Origin of the sequence: uncultured Rhodospira sp. (genome assembly GCF_937138205.1) — a bacterium.
In the GTDB taxonomy this organism is placed as follows: Bacteria; Pseudomonadota; Alphaproteobacteria; order Rhodospirillales; family Rhodospirillaceae; genus Rhodospira.
The window spans coordinates 1-20508 of the sequence record NZ_CAKZOT010000111.1 but is presented as its reverse complement, the minus strand read 5'-3'; the positions used below and the strand labels follow the sequence as shown (position 1 = coordinate 20508).

18 protein-coding genes, 3 tRNA genes and 2 pseudogenes are annotated in these 20508 nt (G+C 68.7%); 13 read left to right on the top strand and 10 right to left on the bottom strand.

Translation table 11 applies throughout. The annotated features are described in order from the left end of the window. Positions 1-184: 184 nt before the first annotated feature. A pseudogene (locus tag Q0309_RS15865) lies at positions 185-382 on the top strand (VapC toxin family PIN domain ribonuclease); the annotation flags it as partial. Positions 383-516: 134 nt separating this feature from the next. Here Q0309_RS15865 and Q0309_RS15860 read toward each other — a convergent pair. Then, a tRNA-Thr gene (locus Q0309_RS15860) sits at positions 517-591 on the bottom strand. Positions 592-870: 279 nt separating this feature from the next. Here Q0309_RS15860 and Q0309_RS15855 point away from each other — a divergent pair. After that, entirely contained in the window at positions 871-1500 is a 630-nt protein-coding gene (locus Q0309_RS15855; RefSeq protein ID WP_299443375.1) for a nucleoside 2-deoxyribosyltransferase, read from the top strand. 17 nt (positions 1501-1517) lie between these two features. Here Q0309_RS15855 and Q0309_RS15850 read toward each other — a convergent pair whose 3' ends face one another. Further along, the gene (locus Q0309_RS15850) at positions 1518-1757 is read right to left on the bottom strand and encodes a succinate dehydrogenase assembly factor 4 (RefSeq protein WP_366940643.1); all 240 of its coding nucleotides are present in this window, start codon (positions 1755-1757) and stop codon (positions 1518-1520) included. Between the two features lie 143 nt (positions 1758-1900). Here Q0309_RS15850 and htpX point away from each other — a divergent pair, with 143 nt between their 5' ends. Continuing rightward, positions 1901-2773 carry a zinc metalloprotease HtpX gene (gene htpX / locus Q0309_RS15845; RefSeq protein ID WP_299443372.1) on the top strand — a complete coding sequence of 291 codons (873 nt, stop codon included), beginning with the start codon at positions 1901-1903 and terminating at the stop codon, positions 2771-2773. A gap of 101 nt (positions 2774-2874) precedes the next feature. Here the strand turns inward: htpX and Q0309_RS15840 are convergent, their stop codons facing one another. The 3 genes from Q0309_RS15840 to Q0309_RS15830 form a co-directional block, all read right to left on the bottom strand. Next, positions 2875-3297, bottom strand: coding sequence for a hypothetical protein (locus Q0309_RS15840; protein WP_366940642.1), 423 nt, complete (start codon positions 3295-3297; stop codon positions 2875-2877). An 87-nt stretch (positions 3298-3384) separates the two neighbouring features. Then, positions 3385-3459 (bottom strand) — tRNA-Asn (locus Q0309_RS15835). 39 nt (positions 3460-3498) lie between these two features. Then, a tRNA-Cys gene (locus Q0309_RS15830) sits at positions 3499-3572 on the bottom strand. A 292-nt stretch (positions 3573-3864) separates the two neighbouring features. On the opposite strand from Q0309_RS15830, the gene Q0309_RS15825 reads away from it, so the two are divergent. The 4 genes from Q0309_RS15825 (at position 3865) to Q0309_RS15810 (ending at position 9651) form a co-directional block, all read left to right on the top strand. Next, positions 3865-4518, top strand: coding sequence for a protein-L-isoaspartate O-methyltransferase (locus Q0309_RS15825; protein ID WP_299443365.1), 654 nt, complete (start codon positions 3865-3867; stop codon positions 4516-4518). A gap of 337 nt (positions 4519-4855) precedes the next feature. Then, entirely contained in the window at positions 4856-6283 is a 1428-nt protein-coding gene (locus Q0309_RS15820; protein ID WP_299443362.1) for a TolC family outer membrane protein, read from the top strand. Between the two features lie 69 nt (positions 6284-6352). Then, a complete protein-coding gene (locus Q0309_RS15815) occupies positions 6353-6913 on the top strand; it encodes a DUF2497 domain-containing protein (protein WP_299443359.1) in 561 nt (186 codons plus the stop codon). 95 nt (positions 6914-7008) lie between these two features. Next, positions 7009-9651 carry a valine--tRNA ligase gene (locus Q0309_RS15810; RefSeq protein ID WP_299443356.1) on the top strand — a complete coding sequence of 881 codons (2643 nt, stop codon included), beginning with the start codon at positions 7009-7011 and terminating at the stop codon, positions 9649-9651. A 57-nt stretch (positions 9652-9708) separates the two neighbouring features. On the opposite strand, the gene Q0309_RS15805 is transcribed toward Q0309_RS15810, so the two are convergent. Then, positions 9709-9987, bottom strand: a complete 279-nt coding sequence (locus tag Q0309_RS15805) for a hypothetical protein (protein ID WP_299443353.1) — start codon at positions 9985-9987, stop codon at positions 9709-9711. A 277-nt stretch (positions 9988-10264) separates the two neighbouring features. Beyond that, positions 10265-10738, bottom strand: a complete 474-nt coding sequence (locus Q0309_RS15800) for a hypothetical protein (RefSeq protein WP_299443350.1) — start codon at positions 10736-10738, stop codon at positions 10265-10267. Between the two features lie 254 nt (positions 10739-10992). Here Q0309_RS15800 and cysD point away from each other — a divergent pair, with 254 nt between their 5' ends. After that, positions 10993-11937: a sulfate adenylyltransferase subunit CysD gene (gene cysD / locus Q0309_RS15795; protein WP_299443347.1), complete on the top strand. Its 945-nt coding sequence runs from the start codon at positions 10993-10995 to the stop codon at positions 11935-11937. Then, positions 11937-13844, top strand: coding sequence for a sulfate adenylyltransferase subunit CysN (gene cysN / locus Q0309_RS15790; protein ID WP_299443344.1), 1908 nt, complete (start codon positions 11937-11939; stop codon positions 13842-13844). The genes cysD and cysN overlap by 1 nt, the downstream gene beginning before the upstream one ends. Before the next feature lie 110 nt (positions 13845-13954). Here the strand turns inward: cysN and Q0309_RS15785 are convergent, their stop codons facing one another. Both Q0309_RS15785 and cobS read right to left on the bottom strand, forming a co-directional pair. Further along, positions 13955-14608, bottom strand: coding sequence for a histidine phosphatase family protein (locus tag Q0309_RS15785; protein ID WP_299443341.1), 654 nt, complete (start codon positions 14606-14608; stop codon positions 13955-13957). Positions 14609-14615: 7 nt separating this feature from the next. Next, on the bottom strand, positions 14616-15404 hold the full coding sequence (gene cobS, locus Q0309_RS15780) for an adenosylcobinamide-GDP ribazoletransferase (RefSeq protein WP_299443339.1): 789 nt from the start codon (positions 15402-15404) through the stop codon (positions 14616-14618). A 66-nt stretch (positions 15405-15470) separates the two neighbouring features. Between cobS and cobT the strand changes: the two genes are divergently transcribed. Both cobT and Q0309_RS15770 read left to right on the top strand, forming a co-directional pair. Then, on the top strand, positions 15471-16514 hold the full coding sequence (gene cobT, locus Q0309_RS15775) for a nicotinate-nucleotide--dimethylbenzimidazole phosphoribosyltransferase (protein ID WP_299443336.1): 1044 nt from the start codon (positions 15471-15473) through the stop codon (positions 16512-16514). Then, positions 16511-17458: a DMT family transporter gene (locus Q0309_RS15770; protein WP_299443333.1), complete on the top strand. Its 948-nt coding sequence runs from the start codon at positions 16511-16513 to the stop codon at positions 17456-17458. The genes cobT and Q0309_RS15770 overlap by 4 nt, the downstream gene beginning before the upstream one ends. Here the strand turns inward: Q0309_RS15770 and Q0309_RS15765 are convergent. Next, positions 17448-18077 carry a hypothetical protein gene (locus Q0309_RS15765; protein ID WP_299443330.1) on the bottom strand — a complete coding sequence of 210 codons (630 nt, stop codon included), beginning with the start codon at positions 18075-18077 and terminating at the stop codon, positions 17448-17450. The two genes, Q0309_RS15770 and Q0309_RS15765, sit on opposite strands and share 11 nt — an antisense overlap. Positions 18078-18473: 396 nt before the next feature. On the opposite strand from Q0309_RS15765, the gene Q0309_RS15760 reads away from it, so the two are divergent. Both Q0309_RS15760 and Q0309_RS15755 read left to right on the top strand, forming a co-directional pair. Next, entirely contained in the window at positions 18474-19865 is a 1392-nt protein-coding gene (locus Q0309_RS15760; RefSeq protein ID WP_299443327.1) for a D-alanyl-D-alanine carboxypeptidase, read from the top strand. Between the two features lie 352 nt (positions 19866-20217). Beyond that, positions 20218-20508 (top strand): annotated as a pseudogene (locus Q0309_RS15755) (hypothetical protein); the annotation flags it as partial.

The following is a 20508-nucleotide window of genomic DNA, read 5'->3' as shown; positions in this document are numbered from 1 at the left end:
GTCATGCCCCGGCCTCCCGCGCGCAACCCAAGGCGGGCGCCAGCCCGCCGACGGTGGTTGCGCGCAAAACAAAACAGATCGCCTATTCTGCCGGTTTTCTCGTGCGCTCGACAACCTTCGGGCTTCGCCCTCGGGTCGAGCGCGCGGGGCAGTCATGCCCCGGCCTCATTGACCCCTGGATGCGGAGGTGCTGCCGGTCGGGAGCAAGGCCGCCGCCCATTATGGACAGGTGCGCGCCGAACTGGAACGGGCCGGAACGGCGTGCGGTCCACACGACATGCAGATCGGCGCCCATGCCGGCAGCGAGGGGCTCATCGTCGTCACCAACAACATGCGGGAGTTTGTGCGTATGCCGGGCGTGAGGGTGGAGAACTGGCTGTAGGTCCGCTGCTGTCCGGCGTCGAAGGTCCCACGCGGCGCCCCTTCGCCTGCTTTCCCCGCGCTTCCCCGGTCCCGCGCAACGCGGAAAGGCGCCTCGGAGGCGCCCTTTAACAATTTGATTTATATTTGGAAAAATGGTGCCGCCGGGGTGAATTGAACACCCGACCCCACCCTTACCAAGGGTGTGCTCTACCCCTGAGCTACGGCGGCCCCGAACATCGTCACGGCGCGCTGGCCGGTGACAAAAAACCGGTCCCTCGGGATCCTCGATCCCGGGCGACCGTGAGGCGGGTTTTCTAGCCGCTGGGCCGGGGGTTTGCAACCCCTTTTCGGGCGCGTGGCCGAGCATGGCCGCCGCCGCGCCAGCGGGGGCTTCGCGCGTCCGCGACCGCGCGCCCATTGTGATGCGACGCAACAATGACTATGCTGTGCCGCAGCATCTCTGGCAGCCCTTTTTCGCCCCATCGCCACACGGAGCCGCGCCGCCCCATGTCCGATCCAGCGCGCCCGCGCGTCTATCTGGCCGGCCCGGAGGTGTTCCACCCCCAGGCCCGCGCCCTTGGCGCGCGCAAGAAGGCGGTGTGCGACCAGGCCGGCCTGGAGGGCGTGTTCCCGCTGGACGGCCTGCCCGAGGAGGAACCAGAGCCGACGCCGGAGGCCGGGTTCGCCCTGCAGCGCCATTGCGTGGGTCTGATGACCGCCTGCGACGCGCTGATCGCCAACATCACGCCGTTCCGCAGCCCCGCCGCCGACGTCGGCACGGCGGTCGAGATCGGCTTCATGCGCGGCCTGGACCGCCCGGTGTTCGCCTACAGCAACACCGCCCTGCCCTACATCCAGCGCGTCGCCGGCGCCCTGGGCGGCGAGCTGCCGCGGCGCGAGGACGGCACCCCGGTCGACCTGGAAGACATGGCGGTGGAGCCGTTCGGCCTGGCCGACACGCTGATGATCGACGGCAGCGTCACCCCCTGCCCCGGGGGAGGGCGGGGGGGACGGCGGGTCGTCACGCGCGACACACGATTCGTCTCGCGGTGGACAGACCTCACCGCCTTCACCGAGGTGGTGCGGATGGCCGCGACCGTCCTCGGCGTGCCCCCGTCGGGCGTGTCGTCAGGATGAGTGGCGGGGCGCCCCGCTCAGAAATCCGAGCAGCGGCCCTTGCGTTCCCAGTCGTTGTAGCGCGTCGGCTCCGGGCCACCCGGACCGCCCACCTCTGGCGAGGCAGCGTCGGCCGGGGCGTGGTCCCCGGCGGCGCGGCGGACCGCCTTGCGCGCCTGCGCGACATCGCCCGGACCGGCTCCGGATTCGGGGGTCAGCGGCAGGGGCAGGCTCTCGCCCCATCCGTTCGCGTGATCGGGTCTGGTGGTGTCTGTCATGGTCGTTTTCTCCCTGGTCCTGTGCGGTCGAATGCCGGTTTTGGCCCGGCTTCTGGTCATGTGGGGTGACCGCGATTTCACTTGAATGGCGCGGACCCGGACCTATCTCGATGGCGCTTGTCCGCACCATGGAGAGTCGCCCCATGTCCTTTGCCCGTGTCGCCCTCCTTCTGGCCGCGATGACCGGCCTGTTCCTGGCCGTCGGTTACCTGATCGGCGGTGCCGGCGGCATGACCATCGCGCTGTTGATCGCGCTCGGCATGAACGGCTTCGCCTACTGGAACTCCGACAAGGTGGTGCTGTCCATGCACGGCGCCCGGCAGGTGACGGAACGCGAGGCGCCCGAGTTCGTCGGCCTCGTGCGGGACCTGGCGCGCCGCGCCGACCTGCCCATGCCCAAGGTATACATCATCAACACGGCCCAGCCCAATGCCTTCGCGACCGGACGCGATCCACAAAACGCCGCCGTGGCGGCCACCACCGGCCTTCTCAACATGATGAACCGGGACGAGGTCGCCGGCGTCATGGCGCACGAACTGGCGCACATCAAGAACCGCGATACGCTGACGATGACGATCACGGCCACCATCGCCGGCGCCATCGGCATGTTGGCCAACTTCGCCTTCTTCTTCGGCGGCAACCGCGAGAGCCCGTTGGGCATGATCGGCGCCATCCTGGTCGCCATTCTGGCGCCGTTCGCCGCCATGATCGTACAAATGGCGATCTCGCGCCACAATGAATACGGCGCCGACGCCGAGGGCGCGCGCATCGCCGGCAATCCGGAATGGCTGGCCAGCGCCCTGCTAAAGCTGGAGCAGGGCAGCCGGAGCATCGACAATCACGCCGCCGAACGTAATCCGGCCACCGCGCACCTGTTCATCGTCAACCCGCTTCACGCCCACCGGCACGACAGCCTGTTCAGCACCCACCCCGCCACCGCCAACCGGGTGCGGGCGTTGCGAGAGCTTGCGGCCAGCGGCGCCGGCGCGCGCCGCCAAACCGGCCCGTGGGGATAATACCGGCCGACACCCGCAATGACCCGTCCAGCCGGGACGGCGGAACACCGAGGCGGAAGATCCCTCCGCCCCTTCCGGGGCGGTCGGGATGACAATTTATCCTAAATTCCGCATCTGCCGGTGCAGCTGTGCCGCCGGGCGGTAAGATTTTCGACCTGGAGTCTCGGGTTCGGCTCAGGCCGGGAGCAGACCCGGCGGGGTCTTGGGGTGCGTCCGTGCAGGTACGGGGCCAGGGCGCGGCCCAGGATGGCGCACCAGCGCTCGACCGGGGTCAACTGCGGCGCGGTTGTTCGCAGCCGCGAGAGAAAGGCGGCCCCGGCCGCCTGCCAGCCGTGGCCGGCGTCGCGCCAGCCCAGCTGTCCCGCCATCCGTTCGATCAGCTTTCGCACATTGGCCGTCACCCGCAGCTTGAACAGATAGTCCTGGCCGCGCGCCTCCAGCGCCGCCATCACCGGATCGGTGCCGTAGTCCGCGTCCCCCCGTACCAGGTCGGGACGCTCCTCGGGGCGCATCCCGTCCAGCAAACGCAGCAGCCCGCCACCAGAGGGTCGAACAGGCCCGCCTGCTTCAGATAGTCGATGAAGAAGGGCAGTTGCCCCAGCGGCCCGAGATGGCTCCGGCGGTAGGATTCGAACCTACAACCCTGCGGTTAACAGCCGCATGCTCTACCGTTGAGCTACGCCGGATCAGCCATGGCGCGGCGGCGGTGTCGCGCTGCCGCCGTCTGGAGGCCGGGGCCGGAATCGAACCGACGTACGGGGATTTGCAGTCCCCTGCATGACCACTCTGCCACCCGGCCCCTTGGGTCCGTTCGCGGCGCCCGAGGGGGGACCGCGTCGTCGGAAGGCCGGCTTTATAGTCAAACGCCGGGAACGGGTCAAGCGTCTGTCGAGGCCCCGCGTCGCTTTTCTGGTGTCGCTTTTCCGGTCCCGCCGTCCGCCGCCTCTTCCCAAAACCCGATCGGCGGGAGGAGGATATTGTGCCGGGCGGGAACCGTGGGTATAACCTCGGCGGTTCGGAGTCCGGATCGCTTGTCGCAGACGAACCGGATGGTCCCGGCGACCGGCCCCCCACTCTGGCGAGAGGTTGCGATGGATTTCGACAAGGCCCGCTTCAACATGGTGGAAAACCAGGTCCGTGCCAACCGGGTGACCGACCCGGCCGTGCTTGAGGCCATGGAAACGGTGCCGCGCGAGCTGTTCGTGCCCAAGGCGCTGCGCGGGTACGCCTATGTCGATTCCAGCCTGGCGCTGGATGACACGCGCCACCTGCTGGAACCCCTGGTGATGGCGCGCATGATCCAGGCGGCCATGGTCCTGCCGCGCGACGTGGTGCTCGATATCGGCTGCGCGTCCGGATACTCAACCGCCATCCTCGCGCACATGGCCAGCACGGTCGTCGCCCTGGAAGTGGATACCGACCTGGCCACCCGGGCCACCCGCACGCTGACGGACCTCGGGCTTGACAACGCGGTGGTGGTGAGCGGCCCCTTGAACGAGGGCTATCCGCGCCAGGCGCCCTATGACGTCATCATGATCGAGGGGGCCGTTCCGGAGATCCCGGACGGCGTGCGCAGGCAGTTGGCCGATGGGGGCCGGCTTCTGGCCGTGGTCGGCGATGGCGCCTGGAACAGCAAGCTGACGGTCGTCGAACGGCACGGCGACAGCTTCGGGCACCGCATTGTGTTCGATGCCGCGGCGCCGCGCCTGCCGGGCTTCGAAAAGGCCGAGGCCTTCGTCTTCTGAGACGGTTGCTGGCGCTGGTCCGCGCCGGGTGCTCCGATCTGGCGTTCCGATCGATGCCCGCGTTTGTAAGAGGTTCCAGAGCCTGCGGGGACGTGTTAAAGTAGAATTGTAAGTGCCGCTTGCCTGAGGCTCCACACCGCCGCGACGGCGGGAGACGGCGCATTGTCAGCGGGGTGGATGCCCGGTAAGGTGCGCCCGCGCGGTCGCTGTGGCGGCTCTCGGCGCGGCGCCGGAGTGCGTGAGGTCGAAAACGGCGCGAGACGTTTTGTCGCGCGGGCATGTGTTGGTGGGCCGGAGACCGAGCCGGCGTCCCTTTGTGGCGAATGGTGAGCGTGGCATGACGACTGTTCAGAACCTTGTGGTCCGTGCGGTGTCCCTCGGCGTAATGCTGTGTGCCCTCGGGTGGGCGCCCGCCCACGCCCAGTCGCTGGACGATGCCCTGGCCGCCGCCTACGCGAACAATCCGCAGCTTCAGGCCCGGCGGGCGCAACTGCGCGCCGTCGACCAGGGCGTTCCCCTCGCCAAATCGGGCTGGCGTCCGCAGGTCTCGGTGAACGGCGAGACCGGCTGGCAGTCGACGGAACGGGACCTCGGCATGGGATCGGCCACCCGCACCAACACCAACCCCAGCTCCCTGACGGTGAGCATCTCGCAGCCGATCTTTCGCGGCTTCCGCACCGGGGCGCAGGTCGACCGGGCCGAGAACAACGTCATGGCCGAGCGGGCCAATCTGGTCTCGGTGGAACAGCAGGTGCTACTCGACGCGGCAAAAGCCTACCTCAACGTCGTTCGTGACACCGCCGTCCTCGACCTGAACCGCAACAACGAAGACGTTCTGACGCGGCAGCTGGAGGCGACCCAGGACCGGTTCCGCGTCGGCGAGATCACGCGCACCGACGTCGCGCAGTCCGAGGCGCGCCTGTCCGGCGCTTACGCCGATACCGCCGAGGCGCTGGCGTCGCTGGAAAGCTCCGAGGCGAACTTCGTGCGGGTCACCGGCGTGACGCCCGATGCCCTGTTGGCGCCGGAGCGCGTCGCGAACCTGCCGCAATCGTTGGACGACGCCGTGGCGCTGGCGCTGGACCGCAACCCCCAGATCCTGGCCGCCGAGTATGCGTGGCGGGCCGCGCAGGACGAAATCCGCAACCAGCGGGGCCGCCTGCTGCCCGAGGTCACGGTGTCGGGGTCCTTTTTCAAGGGCTGGGAGCAGAGCAACGTCGAGGACTCCGAGGTTGAAACGCTTGCCGCCACGCTCGGCGTGACCGTGCCCATCTACCAGGGCGGCGCCGTCTATGCCGAACTGCGCCAGGCCAAGCACACCGCCGGTCAGCGGCGTCTGGAACTGGACGAGGCGGAAACGGCGGTGCGTGAACAGGCCCAGCAGGCGTGGGAACAGATGGTCGCCACGCGGGCCAGGATCGAGTCTCTCGAGGATCAGATCGAGGCGGCCGAGATCGCCCTTGAGGGTGTGCGCCGCGAGGCCCAAGTGGGCTCCCGCACGGTGCTGGATGTCCTGGACGCGGAGCAGGAGCTTCTCAACGCGCGCGTCAACCTGGTGCGAGCCCAACGCGATGAACTGGTGGCCGGCTTCACGTTGCTGTCCGCCGTCGGTGGGCTGACCGCCGGCGACCTCGAACTGCCCGTGCAGCCCTATGATCCGACCGAGAACTACGAGGCCGTCAACGATCAGTGGTTCGGCGGGTCGGCCGCCGCCGATAGCGACGCGGCCCTTGGCCTCGATGGCGCCACCACGCCGACGAACTGACACCCTGCCGTGGGCCTTTCGCGCCGGCTTCGGAGGCGCCCACGGCAACCGTGAGGGATACCGCGGGCCATGAGCGAAAAGGACGCCCAACAGCAAGAACCCTCGATGGAGGACATTCTCGCCTCGATCCGGAAAATCCTGTCCGAGGACGAGGAAGAGGAAGAGGACGTCAAGCCGCAGCCCGAGCCCGAGCCCGAGCCTCCGCCACCTCCGCCGCCACCTCCGCCACCTCCTCCGCCGCCGCCGCCGCCGCCCGAGCCGGAACCGGAGCCCTTGGAGGATATCCTCGAACTGACGGACGACATGGTCGATCAGGAAGAGGAGGCGCCGCCGCCACCACCCCCGCCTCCGCCGGCTCCCGACCCGTCGCCGGCTCCCGACGACGAAGACACGCCCCTGGTCGCGCCGGACATCGCCGAGATGTCCTCCCGGATGCTCAGCGAGCTGACGGGCACGGTGCAGAGCCGCGATGTCGTCATCGGTGACGGCTCGATCACCCTGGAGGCGCTGGTCCGCCAGATCACGCGCGAACTGGTCAAGGAGTGGCTGGACGCCAACCTGCCGGACATGACCGAACGGCTGGTCCAGCGCGAGATCGAACGGCTGGCCAAGCGCGCCGGAAATCGCTAGAAAGCGCGGGCCGTCGTGCCCCGCCATCCGCCGGTCGGGCGCGCGCCCGACCGGTTTTTTCTCGTCCTGATCTGCAAGAGGGAAGCGGTTCAGCCATGCTGGACAAGACATACGACGCCCAGGCCGTCGAGGATCGGCTTTATCAGCGGTGGGAGGAGTCCGGCGTGTTCGGGTGCCGCCCCGACTCGAACGCGCCCCCTTACACCATCATGATGCCGCCACCCAACGTGACCGGCAGCCTGCACATGGGCCACGCGCTGACCTTCACGCTTCAGGACGTGCTGATCCGCTATTTCCGCATGAAGGGCCGCGATGCCCTGTGGCAGCCGGGCACCGACCACGCCGGGATCGCCACCCAGATGGTGGTCGAGCGCAACCTGGCCGCCGAGGGCAAGACCCGCCACGATCTCGGCCGCGAGGCGTTTGTCGACCGGGTGTGGGAGTGGCGGGCGCAGTCCGGCGGCACCATCCAGCGCCAGTTGCGCCGCCTGGGTGCCTCGGCCGACTGGCCGCGTGAGCGCTTCACCATGGACGACGGGCTGTCGCGCGCGGTCACCAAGGTCTTCGTGCGGCTCCACAAGCAGGGCCTGATGTATCGCGACAAGCGGCTGGTCAACTGGGACCCCAAGCTGCACACCGCGATTTCGGACCTGGAGGTCGAGCAACGGCCCACCGACGGCAAGATGTGGTACTTCAAGTACCCGGTGCAGGGCGAGCCGGACCGCTTCGTCGTGGTCGGCACCACCCGTCCCGAGACCATGCTGGGTGATACGGGGGTGGCCGTGCATCCCGAGGACGAGCGCTACACCGATCTGGTGGGCAAGACCGTCATCCTGCCCATCGTCGACCGCCCGATCCCCGTCGTGGCGGACGACTACGCCGATCCGGAAAAGGGCTCGGGCGCCGTCAAGATCACGCCCGCGCACGACTTCAACGACTTCGAGGTCGGCCGCCGCTGTGGCCTGGAGATGATCAACGTCCTCGACCGCGACGCCCGCCTGAACGAGAACGCGCCGGCCGAGTTCCAGGGCCTGGACCGGTTCGAGGCGCGCGACCGCGTCATCGAGCGCATGGAAAGCCTGGGCCTGCTGGAGAAGGTCGAGCCCAACCCGATGACCGTGCCCTACGGCGACCGCTCGGGCGTAGTGATCGAGCCGTGGCTGACCGACCAGTGGTTCGTCGACGCCGCCGAACTGGCGCAGGAGCCGATCAAGGCGGTCGAGGAGGGACGCACCCGCTTCGTGCCCGCCCACTGGGCCAACACCTTCTTCGAATGGATGCGCAACATCCAGCCGTGGTGCGTCAGCCGCCAGATCTGGTGGGGCCACCGCATCCCGGCGTGGTACGGGCCGGACGGCGCCATCTTCGTCGAGGAGACGGAGGCCGAGGCCCGGGCCGCCGCCGAGGCGCACTATGGGGAACGCGTTGACCTGACCCGCGACAACGACGTGCTCGACACGTGGTTCTCGTCGGCGCTGTGGCCGTTCTCGACGCTGGGCTGGCCGGAGGAGACGCCGGAACTGGCGCGCTACTACCCCGGCGATGTCCTGGTCACCGGCTTCGACATCATTTTCTTCTGGGTCGCCCGCATGATGATGATGGGCCACCACTTCATGGGCGACGTGCCGTTCCGCGACGTCTATATCCACGCCCTGGTCCGCGACGAGAAGGGCCAGAAGATGTCGAAGTCCAAGGGCAACGTCATCGACCCGCTGGACCTGATCGAGCAGTACGGCACCGATGCCCTGCGCTTCACCCTGACGGCCATGGCCGCCCAGGGCCGCGACATCAAGATGAGCGAAAGCCGGGTGCAGGGGTACCGCAACTTCGCCACCAAGCTGTGGAACGCCGCCCGCTTCTGCCAGATGAACGAGTGCGTCGCGGTGGACGGGTTCGACCCGGCCGGCGTCACCAGCACCCTGAACCGCTGGATCGTCGCCCGCATGGCGGACACCGCGCGCCGCGTCGGCGAGGCCATCGAGGCCTACCGCTTCAACGAGGCCGCCCAGGTCGTCTATCAGTTCACCTGGAACACCTTCTGCGACTGGTTCCTGGAGTTCGCCAAGCCGGTCTTCAACGGCACGGACGAGGCCGCGAAGGCCGAAACCCGGGCCACCGCTGCCTGGGTGCTCGACCAAATCCTGATCGTGCTGCATCCGGTCATGCCCTACGTGACCGAGGAACTGTGGGGGGCGCTGGCGGAGTCGCGCGACCGTGCCCTGATCGTCGCGCCCTGGCCGGATCGGAGCGATCTGGCGGCGCCGGAGGCCGAGGCCGAAATGGACTGGCTGGTGCGCCTGATCACCGCCATCCGCTCGGTGCGGTCCGAGATGAACGTACCGCCGGCCGCCCGTCTGGCGCTGCTGGTCAAGGATGCCGGCGCGGTCACGCGGACGCGGCTGGAGACGCACCACGCGCTGGTCGGCACGCTGGCGCGCGTCGACGCCATCGACCACGTGACCGAGGCGCCGGGCACGGGCTCTGCCCAGATCATCGTCGACGAGGCCACGCTGATCCTGCCTCTGGCCGACGTCATCGATCTGGACGCTGAACGGGCGCGCCTGTCGCGCGACATCGCCAAACAGGACGGCGACATCGACAAGCTGTCCAAGAAGCTGTCAAATGAGGGCTTTTTGGAGAAGGCGCCCGCCGAGGTGGTGGCCGAAAACCGCGAGCGCCTCGCCGACCTGGAGGCCACGCGCGACCGGCTGAAGGAGGCGTTGGCAAGGATCGGGTAGGGGCGACACCGGAAACGGGGTTGGGGGGAGCCGAAGGGGGCGGCCGTCGTTGGGGGATCAGCGATCGACGAGGCTCTCGGGCAGGTCGCACACGGTCTCCCAGTGATCGTATCCCCGAGGCGTGAACGCCGTCGTCGGTTCGAGAAGACCGGTCTCGCCGAAGTACAGCCGGTTGTCGCACCAGGCTTTCAGGGCATCGTGGTCTGGGGAGTAGGGGCCGCCACGTGCAAGCGTGAAGGTCCCACGATAGTACAGCCAGGGCACGTTTTCGTCGAAAATGCACGCCCTGTAGGGTCCGGTCGGGTTGGCGGGACTGCGCCGAATCAGTACATACACGCTGCGGTCAGGTCCTTCGACCCGTTGGGCTGCTCTCGGTACATGAGGTGGCCACGGATCGCGATCTTCTTGCGTGCCCGGTAAGGCGACGATCACGAAATATAAAGAGCCAAACGTTACAAAATAAGTGATTAAGAAATTCACCGCAGCAATTTTTGAAAGATGCCTCCTGGTCGCCATTGGCGGACGTCCTTTCTAGATTTCATTTTCTAGATGTGTGTTCGAGGTCTTTTTTTGTTTTGGACTTAAGGTGCCGGAACAACTCGGCCAACGCCGCTTACCGGCCGGTCGGAATCGTGGCGGGGTCGCACTCTCGTGGCGTGAAGTTGTCCCACGCCGGCGTGAACGCGGTCACGGCTTCGAGAATGCCCTCCTCGCCCGTTTCATGATCCGGACGGGCGAAATAGAGCGCGGCACCATCCCACCCCGTCAGCAGATCATGCCCGGGCATATAGGGGCCACCACGTGCGAGGGAAAAAACGCCCCGATACTGAAGCCTGGTCGCCGTGTCGTCATACACGCATCCCCGAAAGAGCCCGGGTGGATCCTCGGCAAACCGCCGGATCAGGACATAGGTGTCGCCTTTGAGCCCCTCGATGACGTCGGCCTCGTTCGGCACGTGCGGTGGCCACACCCGCTCGGTGCTTTCGCCGAAAGCCACAATGGCGTAAATCGTGAAGGAAACCGCCGCAAAGACGACGGCAAGAACATTGATGCCAAGAAAAAAGACGAAATTTTTAGACTTGCTCATTCATCAACACCTTCAAGAGTGACCCTGTCGTCCCTGAAGCTATATTCCAGGTCGTCAAAAGTCCAGCGAAGCAGTGCCGTGTAAGAACGTGGAGGATTCGTAATAAGTGGCCGCGTCCTTCAGGGCAAGACGGTCATCCCGGGTCACAGGCACTGGAGGGATGATTCGGGTCTCGGATTTGAATGGCCACGCGCGACGATCATTGGTATTTCGTAGGCCAAGGTTTTTCCCATTCCCAGCCCCCACGAGCCGCAATGACTGTTGACCAGAAAGACCGACCTGGTGAGACGTCCGTTTCGGGCCGCCTGACGCACCTGCAGCGCCTTGAGGCCGAAAGCATCCACATCATCCGCGAGGTGGTGGCCGAGGTGCGCAAGCCGGTGATGCTCTATTCCATCGGCAAGGACTCGTCGGTGATGCTGCATCTGGCGCGCAAGGCGTTCGCACCGGGGCCGTTGCCGTTCCCGTTGATGCACATCGACACGACGTGGAAGTTCCGCGAGATGATCACCTTCCGCGATGCGACGGCGCGGGAGCTGGGGCTCGACCTGATCGTGCACATCAACGAGGACGGCGTGCGCGAGGGCGTCGGCCCGATCAGCCACGGCTCGGGCGTTCACACCGACGTCATGAAGACGCAGGCGCTGAAGCAGGCGCTGACCAGGCATGGCTTCGATGCCGCGTTCGGCGGCGCCCGGCGCGACGAGGAAGCCAGCCGCGCCAAGGAGCGCGTGTTCTCCTTCCGCACCGGCACCCATAAGTGGGACCCGCGCAACCAACGCCCGGAACTATGGTCGCTCTACAACGGCCGCATCAAGACCGGCGAGAGCATCCGCGCCTTCCCGCTGTCCAACTGGACCGAACTGGACGTCTGGCAGTACATCCTGCAAGAGAACATTCCGGTCGTGCCGTTGTACTTCGCCAAGCCGCGCCCGGTGATCCAGTACAACGGCATGTGGATCATGGTCGATGATGACCGCTTGCCCATACCCGACGGCGCCGCGCCGGCAATGAAGAGCGTGCGCTTTCGCACCCTGGGCTGCTATCCGTTGACGGGCGCGGTGGAAAGCAAGGCGTCCACCGTGGCCGAGGTGGTGGCGGAGATGCTGAACTCGCGCACCTCGGAACGCGCCGGGCGGGCCATCGACCACGACCAGGCCGGCTCCATGGAACTCAAGAAGCGGGATGGGTACTTCTGATGGCCGACGACGGACGGACGTTCGACGCCGCCGCCACCGAGGCGGTGCTCAGCGGGAAGGCGGCGCAACGCGACCTGCTGCGGTTCCTGACCTGCGGCAGTGTCGATGACGGCAAGAGCACGCTGATCGGCCGGATCCTTTACGACTCCAAGCTGATCTTCGAGGATCAGCTGAAGAGCCTGGAACGCGACAGCAAGGCGCGCGGAAGGGCGGGGGGGGCGTTGGATCTGTCCCTGCTGGTGGATGGCCTGCAGGCCGAGCGCGAACAAGGCATCACCATCGACGTGGCGTGGCGCTACTTCACCACCGACCGGCGCAAGTTCATCGTCGCCGACACGCCAGGCCACGAGCAGTACACGCGCAACATGGCCACCGGCGCGTCCAACGCCGAGTTGGCCGTGCTGTTGGTGGACGCGCGCAAGGGCGTGCTGGTGCAGACGCGCCGTCATGCCACCATCGCCCGGCTGATGGGCCTGCGCCATGTGGTGCTGGCGGTCAACAAGATGGACCTGGTGGGCTATGATCAGGCCACGTTCGAGGCCATCCGCGCGGACTTCGTGGACTTCGCCCGGCGCATCGACCTGCCGGAGCCGGTGTGCATTCCGGTCTCGGCGCTGATGGGCGACAACGTGGTCAACCGGGGCGACGGGATGCCTTGGTACGACGGCCCGACCCTGCTGCCGTACCTGGAAGAGGTGGATGTCGTTCAGGACAGCGTGAGCGCTCCGTTCCGCTTTCCGGTGCAGTGGGTCAACCGGCCGAACCTGGATTTTCGCGGCTACTGCGGCACCGTGGCCTCGGGCGTGGTGCGCCCCGGCGACCGAATCGTCGTCAACCCGTCGGGTCGGCCGACCACGGTGGCCCGCGTGGTGGACTTTTCCGGCGATCGGGAGCAGGCGGCGGCGGGCGAGTCCGTCACCCTGACCCTGGCCGACGAGGTGGACGTCGCGCGCGGGGATGTCATCAGCCCCGCCGACGCGCGCCCGCAGGTGGCCGACCAGGTGGCGGCGCACATCGTCTGGATGTCCGAGGAGCCGTTGTACCCGGAGCGGGGCTATCTGCTCAAGATCGGCCATGCCACGGTTCCGGCGCAGGTGACCGAGATCAAGCACCGGCTCGACGTCAACACCCAGGCCAAGCTGGCGGCCAAGCGGCTGGACCTGAACGAGGTGGCATACTGCAACCTGTCGCTGGGCCGCCCGGTGCCGTTCGACCCCTATGAGGACAACCGCACCACCGGCGGCTTCATCCTCATCGACCGGGCCACCAACCACACCGTTGGCTGCGGCATGATCGCCTTCGGTCTGCGCCGCGCCGCCAACATCCACTGGCAGGCGCTGGAGGTGGACAAGGCCGCCCGCGCCCACCAGAAGCACCAGCGGCCGTGCGTGCTGTGGTTCACCGGCCTGTCGGGCGCCGGCAAGTCGACCGTCGCCAACCTGGTGGAAAAGCGCCTGCTGGCCATGGGCCATCACAGCTACATCCTGGACGGCGACAATGTGCGCCATGGCCTGAACCGCGATCTGGGCTTCACGCCGGAGGACCGCGTCGAGAACATCCGCCGCGTCGCCGAGGTGGCGCGCCTGTTCGTCGATGCCGGGCTGATCGTGCTGGTCTCGTTCATCTCGCCCTACCGGGCCGAGCGGCAGTTGGCGCGCGAAAAGGTCGCCGACGGCGAGTTCCTGGAGGTGTTCGTGGACGCGCCGCTGGCCGTGTGCGAACAGCGCGATCCCAAGGGCCTGTACCGCAAGGCGCGGGCCGGCCAGATCAAGAACTTCACGGGCATCGACTCAGATTACGAGCCGCCCGAGGCGCCCGAACTGCACTTGCGCACCGATCAGGCCAGCCCGGACGAACTGGCCGACGAGATCGTGCAGGCTTTGCGCGCGCGGGGGATGCTTAAGTAATACTGATCGGCGATAGAATGGACTCGTCCGTTCTATCGCCTCCGCCGCTTCCCGGCGCCGGTGCCGCATAAGGACGGACTGGACCGCCGGGCCGGATAGCCGGACCGCCCCTACCCCGCCATCACCGTGTTGACGCAGCCCACCCGCCAGCCGGCCGTGGGCGCGCCGTCCAGCCAGTCCAGCCGGGTCAGCGACAGCGGATCGACGGCGAAGCGCAGCGCCTGGGCCGGATCCAGGTCCAGCGCCACGGCCAGCGCCGCGCGCACCGTGCCGGCATGGACCACGGCAACGATGTCGCGCCCGGCATGGTCTCGGCTCAGGCGCTCCAGCGCCGCCCTGACCCGCGCCGTGACGGCAGCGAAGCTCTCGCCCTCCGGCGGCGCCCGGTGCGCCGGATCGGCCCAGAACGCCGCCAACGCCGGGTCGGGCGGGTCTTCGCTGGCCAGCCCGCCCCAGGTCAGGCCCTCCCAGGCGCCGAAGTGCTGCTCCTGCAGGTCGGGTTCCTCGATCGCGCGGGGCAGCCGCAACCCGGCCGCCACCAGCGCCCGCGCCGTCTGCCCCGTGCGGCGCAGCGGCGTCGTCAGCAGCACGGCGCGCGGCGGCAGCAGGCGGGCCAGCGCCTCCAGGTCGGCGACGTCGCCGGTGTGGGCGTCCGGATCCAGGCGGCCGGTGATGCGGCCGTTGGTGTCCGGCACCGGCGCGTGGCGCACCAGCCACCAGCGCGTGGCCCCGAGGTCGGCGGCCGGAGTGGGGGTCGGCGTCATCGGCGCCTCACTGCCACGCCATGGCGATCGCCGCGACCGCCGTGCATTCGGTCAGCAGCATGGCGCAACCGATGACATCGCCCGTGATGCCGCCCAGCCGGCGCCGGGCCAGCCAGCCCAGCCAGACCAGCGGCAGCAACGCCAGCGGCAGCGCCGGCCACGCCCCCAGAAGCAGACCGGCCAGCAGCGGCAACGCCAGCCCCACCGCGACGCCGGCCGTGTCGGGCCGGCCGGCGGCGGCTCCGACGCCGTCCTCGCGGGCCGGCGGCAGGGCGGCCGTGAACAGCGGCCCGGCGGCGCGCCCCAGGGCGGCGGCCAGCACAAACGCCGGCAAGGCGGTCCCCAGCGGACCGGCGTCGAGCAACGCGGCCAGCGCCGTGACGCGCGCCAGCATGGCGACGATCAAGGCCAGAACACCGTAGGCGCCGATGACCGAATCCCTCAGGATCTCCAGCGACCGCTCGCGATCGCGGCCGCTGCCGATGCCGTCGGCGGTGTCGGCCAGCCCATCCTCGTGCAGGGCGCCGGTGAACAGAACCGCCGCCGCCACGCCGAGCGTCGCCGCCAGCAGGGACGGCGCGCCGAACAGCATCGCCAGCGCCGCGACAGCCCCGCCGGTCAGCCCCACCAACGCCCCCGCCACGGGAAAGGCCCAGGCGGCGCTCATCAGCGGCCGTGACCAGTCGGTGCGCACCCACGACAGACGGGTCAGGAACACGAGCGCCAGGTTGATCTCGCCCAGGCGGCGCCCTACCCAGGCGACGCGGGGGGTGGGACCGTTCGGTTCCGTTTCCATGGGGTGATTTCTCCGCTCGGTTCAGGTATGGCAGGGGCTGCTTACCCAAAACACCAGGAAATCGCCATGGCCAAGTCCGTCCTGCCGCCGATCACCTCCCTCGATGCCCTGCGCGCCCTGGCCCGCGACCTGCCCGGCCCGGACGAAACGGCGGCGGCGGCGGCGGCGGCACGGGAGCCGACGCTGACCAAGCCGGCCGGCTCGCTCGGCCGGCTGGAGTCGATCGCCGCCTGGATGGCCGCCTGGCAGGGGCGGCACCCGCCGCGCCTGGAGCGCGCCCGGTGTGTCGTGTTCGCCGGCAACCACGGCATCGCCCAACGCGGTGTGTCGGCCTTTCCGGCCGAGGTCACGGTGCAGATGGTGGCCAACTTCCAGGCCGGCGGCGCGGCCATCAACCAGCTTTGTGCCACCAACGGCGCCGACCTGGACGTGATCTCGCTGGACCTGGACCGGCCGACCCAGCCGTTCGACACCGCGCCCGCCATGACCGAGGCCGAGCTGCTGGAGGCGCTGAACGCCGGCCTGACGCTCGACCTGACGGACACCGACCTGCTGATCGTCGGCGAGATGGGCATCGCCAACACCACCGCCGCCGCCGCCCTGGCCCTGGCCCTGTTCGGCGGGACGGAAACCGAGTGGGTGGGGCGCGGCACCGGCGTCACCGATGCGGGGCTGGCGCGCAAGGCGGCGGTGATCAAGGCCGCCATGGCCCACCACGGGGCCGGGCTGGCCGACCCGCTGGAGGCGCTGCGCCGCGTGGGGGGGCGCGAACTGGCGGCCATGGCCGGCGGCATTCTGGCGGCCCGGCTGGCGCGGGTGCCGGTGCTGCTGGACGGTTTCATCTGCTGCGCCGCCGCCGGTGTCTGGCACGCCCTGACGCCGGGCGGACTGGACCACGCCATGGCCGGCCACGTCTCGCGCGAATCGGGCCACATGCGCCTGCTGGCGGTGCTGGACAAGGACCCCCTGCTCGATCTGGGCCTGCGCCTGGGCGAGGGCAGCGGCGCCGCCGTGGCCCTGAGCGTGGTGCGCAGCGCCGTCGCCTGTCATGCCGGCATGGCCACGTTCGCCGACGCGGGCGTGGCGAGCGCCGGGAACGGCGCGCCGTGAGCCAGCCGGAGCGGTCGAGTTGGGGACCGCTGACCCGCGTGGCGGACTGGCCCTATCTGCTGCTCGTCCTGACCATCACCTTCTGGTCGGGCAACGCCGTCATCGGCCGCGCGGTCAGCGGCCACGTGCCGCCGGTCGGCCTGGCGTTCTGGCGCTGGACCCTGGCCGGGCTGATCGTGCTGGCCTTCACCTGGCCCCGCCTGCGCGCGGACTGGCCCGAGATCCGCCGGCACTGGCGCATCGTGCTGCTGCTGTCGTTCCTGGGCATCGCCATTTTCAACACCTTTCTGTACATCGGCCTTCAGGATACCCAGGCGATCAATGCCCTGCTGATCCAGACAGCGATGCCGGTCCTGATCATCGTCTGGACGTTCCTCATCTTCGGCGAGCGGGTGACCGGACGGCAGGCGGCGGGGGTGCTGGTCTCGCTGGCCGGCGCCGCCACGGTCATCAGCCGGGGGGACCCCACGGTGCTGCTCGGCTTGCAGTGGAACGTGGGCGACGTGTGGGTGTTGGCGGCCGTCGCCTGTTATGCCGGCTACGCGGCGCTGTTGCGCCTGCGGCCGACGGTCTCGCCCTTCGTCTTCCTGGCCGTCATTTTCCTGGCGGGGGCGGCCATGCTGCTGCCCGTCTATCTGTGGGAACTCCTGAGCCAGGGCCGGACCCTGCCGCTCGACCTGCCCGCGCTGGGGGCCGTGGCCTATGTGGCGGTGTTCCCGTCGATCCTGGCCTATGCCTGCTTCAATCGGGGGGTGGCGCTGGTCGGCGCCAGCGTGGCCGGCCAGGTTCTCTACCTGATGCCCCTGGTGGGCGGGCTGATGTCGGTGGTCTTCTTGGGCGAGCAACTGCTGTGGGCGCATGGGGCCGGGCTGGTGCTGATCGTCGGCGGCCTGTGGCTGGCGGCGCGCACGCCGGCACCGCGACTCAAGGGCCTCAAGGATTGATCCCGTTCGGCCCCACCGCCAGCCGGAAGCGCACCTCGTACCGAGCGGCGTCGCGGTCCATGATCGCCGGATTGGCGTACACCGGCTCGTCGGCCGGCGTGCGCAGCGGGATGCCGGTGCCGTCCCGCGCCTGAAGCAGAGCCGGAAACGTCAGGCCGTCATAGCCCCGATCCGGATGCGCCCAGACCTGGAACCGCATCCGACCGTCCAGGCACCCCACGGCCAGCCACCAGTAGTCTTGCGAAAACAGTTCGGTCCCGGCCGGGGCCGGCTGGCCCAGGCCGTCGCGGGCCAGGGCCGTGCGCACCGCCGCCACGTCCGCCGGGCCGAGCGTGACACGGCTGACCTGCCCGGCCCAGGGGGCGAACAGGCTCGACGGGTCGCCGAACTCCACCAGCCATTCGCTCGTCGTGTCGCCAATGACCCGGGTCATCAGCCGCATGGCCCCGGACGGCGCGGCCCCCGGCAACGCCGGACTGGCGGCCACCAGTTCGTGGACCCTCACGCGACGGCTGTAGTTGGCATTGTGCACGAGCCTGAGATGGTCGGGCGCACCCGCCTGACAGGTGGTACGAATATCGTAACCGTTCAGAAAGGAAAACCATGTGACCTTACGCACAACCGGGTTCGATATATCCCCCGTCGAGGTACAGGCCCCGAGGGCCACCGCGACAAGGCCGGCACACAGGCGCAGTAGCCCCGCCCGGACGCGACCCCCCAAACCTGGGCGGGCAACCGGCCCGAGCAACCAGGGTTCGCGGATGCGCGCAATGCCATGCATGGTCTCACCTCCCGGGAACAGGCCAGACCGCGCGGTGCGATCAGCCCGATGCGATTCTTTGTTTAAAACGAAACGCCTATGGACAACCACTCACCGATTTTCTATGCTGACGACAGTTGCTCCTTGAATCATTTCTTAAAGTTGGTTCGCATTTGGAGCCAATGTCGCGCGTGGATCCAGGGGGGAACAGGCCCGCGCCGGCAGCCGGACCGCCGAGACGACAGGAGGCACGCCGTGTCCAGCCCTCTGCCCAACCCGTCGCCCTGTCGGGACCCGGCTCGCCCCAGGCGCGCCGCCTGGCGCCTGATCCTGGCCCGCCTGAGCGCCATGCTCGCGCTGGTCCTGGTTTTGGGCACCATCATGCCCTCCGACGCCGCCGCGCGCTATGCCGCGATCGTGGTCGACGCCACGTCGGGCCGTATTCTGCACGGCCGCCACATCGACACCCAGCGCTATCCGGCGTCGCTGACCAAGATGATGACGCTTTATATGCTATTCGAGGCCATCGACACCGGCCGGGTGTCGATGGAGACGCGCCTGCGTGTCTCCACCCGGGCGGCCGGGCAACCGGCCTCGAAGCTGGGCCTGCGGGCGGGCTCGACGATCACCGTGCGCGACGCCATCCGCGCGCTGGTCACCAAGTCGGCCAACGACGTCGCCACCGTGGTGGCCGAGGCCCTGGGTGACACCGAGATCGGCTTCGCGCGCCTGATGACGGAGAAGGCCCACCAGCTCGGGATGCGCAGTACGTCCTTCCGCAACGCGTCGGGTCTGCCGAACTCAGGGCAGAAGAGCACGGCGCGGGACATGGCCACTCTGTCGCTGTCGCTGCTGCGGCACTTTCCGCATCACTACCACTTTTTCTCGACGACGTCGTTCCGCTATCAGGGTCACATCTACACCGGGCACAATCACCTGATGAAGCGCTACGCCGGCGCCGACGGGCTCAAAACCGGCTATATCAGCGCCTCGGGGTTCAATCTGGCCTTCTCGGCCACGCGCCACGGGCGCCGGCTGGTCGGCGTCGTCTACGGCGGCCGCACCGCGCGCAGCCGCGACGATCACATGGCCGAGTTGATGGACAAGGGCTTCCAGGTGGTCGCCCAGGCGGGCTACAGCCCCTTTACCGGCCAGGACCGGATCCGGGTGGTGGCCCGGCCGGACCTACCGTCCGGCGCGCCGCCACCGCGCCCGCCCATGCTGCCGCCCGGCAAGGCGCCGGTGCCGCAGGTGGCCAGCGTGGCCGACGTGCTGCCGCGCGTCATTGAACGGCTGCTGTCCGCGCCGAAACCGAGCGTTGACGCAACCGAAGCGGCCGTTCCCTCCGGCTCCGCCCCGCCGCAACCGGCCTCCGACGGCACATGGGGCGTACAGGTTGGCGCCTTCAGCGCGCTCGGTCCCGCCGAACGGGCCGCGCACGACGCCGCCAAGCTGCTCGGCCCGCGGTTCGAGGCCATCCGCGTGCGGGTCATCCCCCATGCCGTGGCGGACGGGCACCTGTACCGCGCCCGCGTCGTCGGAATGCCCAACGAGGCGAAGGCGCGGGCGGCGTGCCGCGACCTGCGCGCGCAGCAGCGCTCGTGCCTGGTGGTGGTGCCGACCGGCTGGACCGTGGCGGCGCGGTAAGGACCGAGGCGCGAACCGTTTACCGAACGGTCGGCGGCCTTCCCTCCGCGATGAACGGAGCCAGGGCATCGACGTTCCCGATCGGGCGCAATTCGCGCACACTTTCATTCCATTCTTCGGCGCGCCTTTTTCCACAATACAAAACATCGTCATTGCGAGGAGCGGAGCGACGAAGCAATCCAGGGCGAAAATTGGTTTTTTCCGCTCTGGATTGCTTCACCCTCGTCTTGCGACGAGGGTTCGCAATGACGGGTTATGGAACCACACCAGGTTCCGCCCAATTTCCGCCATGCCGAATGGGCAGGGTGCAGGCCCTTCCGCCCTGTCCTCAGCCGCCCGCCGGAGCCCGTGCATGGTCGTCGCCCATCCCTTTCGCCGCCCCAGCCGCCGCGCGGTCCTGGCCGCCGCCGTTGCCCTCTTCGTCACCGCCGCCGCGCCCCCTGCCCGCGCCGCCGTCGACGAGGACGCCGCGACGGCTCTGATCCGCGACTACCAGAACGCCCTGCTGTCGGTCATGAAACGCGCCGAATCGGTCGACGCGGCGGGCCGCGTCGACGCCCTGGACGCACCCATCCGCGCCACCTTTGACTTCGCCCGCATGGCCCGGGCCGCCGCCGGCAAGGCGTGGCGGGCCGCCGAGCCC

What these genes read in the sequence shown, in the direction of transcription:
- Q0309_RS15825 (WP_299443365.1), top strand. Translation starts at nt 3,865, where the DNA reads ATGGATTTCGACAAGGCCCGCTTCAACATGGTGGAAAACCAGGTCCGT.
- Q0309_RS15820 (WP_299443362.1), top strand. Translation starts at nt 4,856, where the DNA reads ATGACGACTGTTCAGAACCTTGTGGTCCGTGCGGTGTCCCTCGGCGTA.
- Q0309_RS15855 (WP_299443375.1), top strand. Translation starts at nt 871, where the DNA reads ATGTCCGATCCAGCGCGCCCGCGCGTCTATCTGGCCGGCCCGGAGGTG.
- Q0309_RS15810 (WP_299443356.1), top strand. Translation starts at nt 7,009, where the DNA reads ATGCTGGACAAGACATACGACGCCCAGGCCGTCGAGGATCGGCTTTAT.
- cobT (WP_299443336.1), top strand. Translation starts at nt 15,471, where the DNA reads ATGGCCAAGTCCGTCCTGCCGCCGATCACCTCCCTCGATGCCCTGCGC.
- cysN (WP_299443344.1), top strand. Translation starts at nt 11,937, where the DNA reads ATGGCCGACGACGGACGGACGTTCGACGCCGCCGCCACCGAGGCGGTG.
- Q0309_RS15815 (WP_299443359.1), top strand. Translation starts at nt 6,353, where the DNA reads ATGAGCGAAAAGGACGCCCAACAGCAAGAACCCTCGATGGAGGACATT.
- Q0309_RS15785 (WP_299443341.1), bottom strand. Translation starts at nt 14,608, where the DNA reads ATGACGCCGACCCCCACTCCGGCCGCCGACCTCGGGGCCACGCGCTGG.
- cysD (WP_299443347.1), top strand. Translation starts at nt 10,993, where the DNA reads ATGACTGTTGACCAGAAAGACCGACCTGGTGAGACGTCCGTTTCGGGC.
- htpX (WP_299443372.1), top strand. Translation starts at nt 1,901, where the DNA reads ATGTCCTTTGCCCGTGTCGCCCTCCTTCTGGCCGCGATGACCGGCCTG.
- Q0309_RS15850 (WP_366940643.1), bottom strand. Translation starts at nt 1,757, where the DNA reads ATGACAGACACCACCAGACCCGATCACGCGAACGGATGGGGCGAGAGC.
- cobS (WP_299443339.1), bottom strand. Translation starts at nt 15,404, where the DNA reads ATGGAAACGGAACCGAACGGTCCCACCCCCCGCGTCGCCTGGGTAGGG.
- Q0309_RS15800 (WP_299443350.1), bottom strand. Translation starts at nt 10,738, where the DNA reads ATGAGCAAGTCTAAAAATTTCGTCTTTTTTCTTGGCATCAATGTTCTT.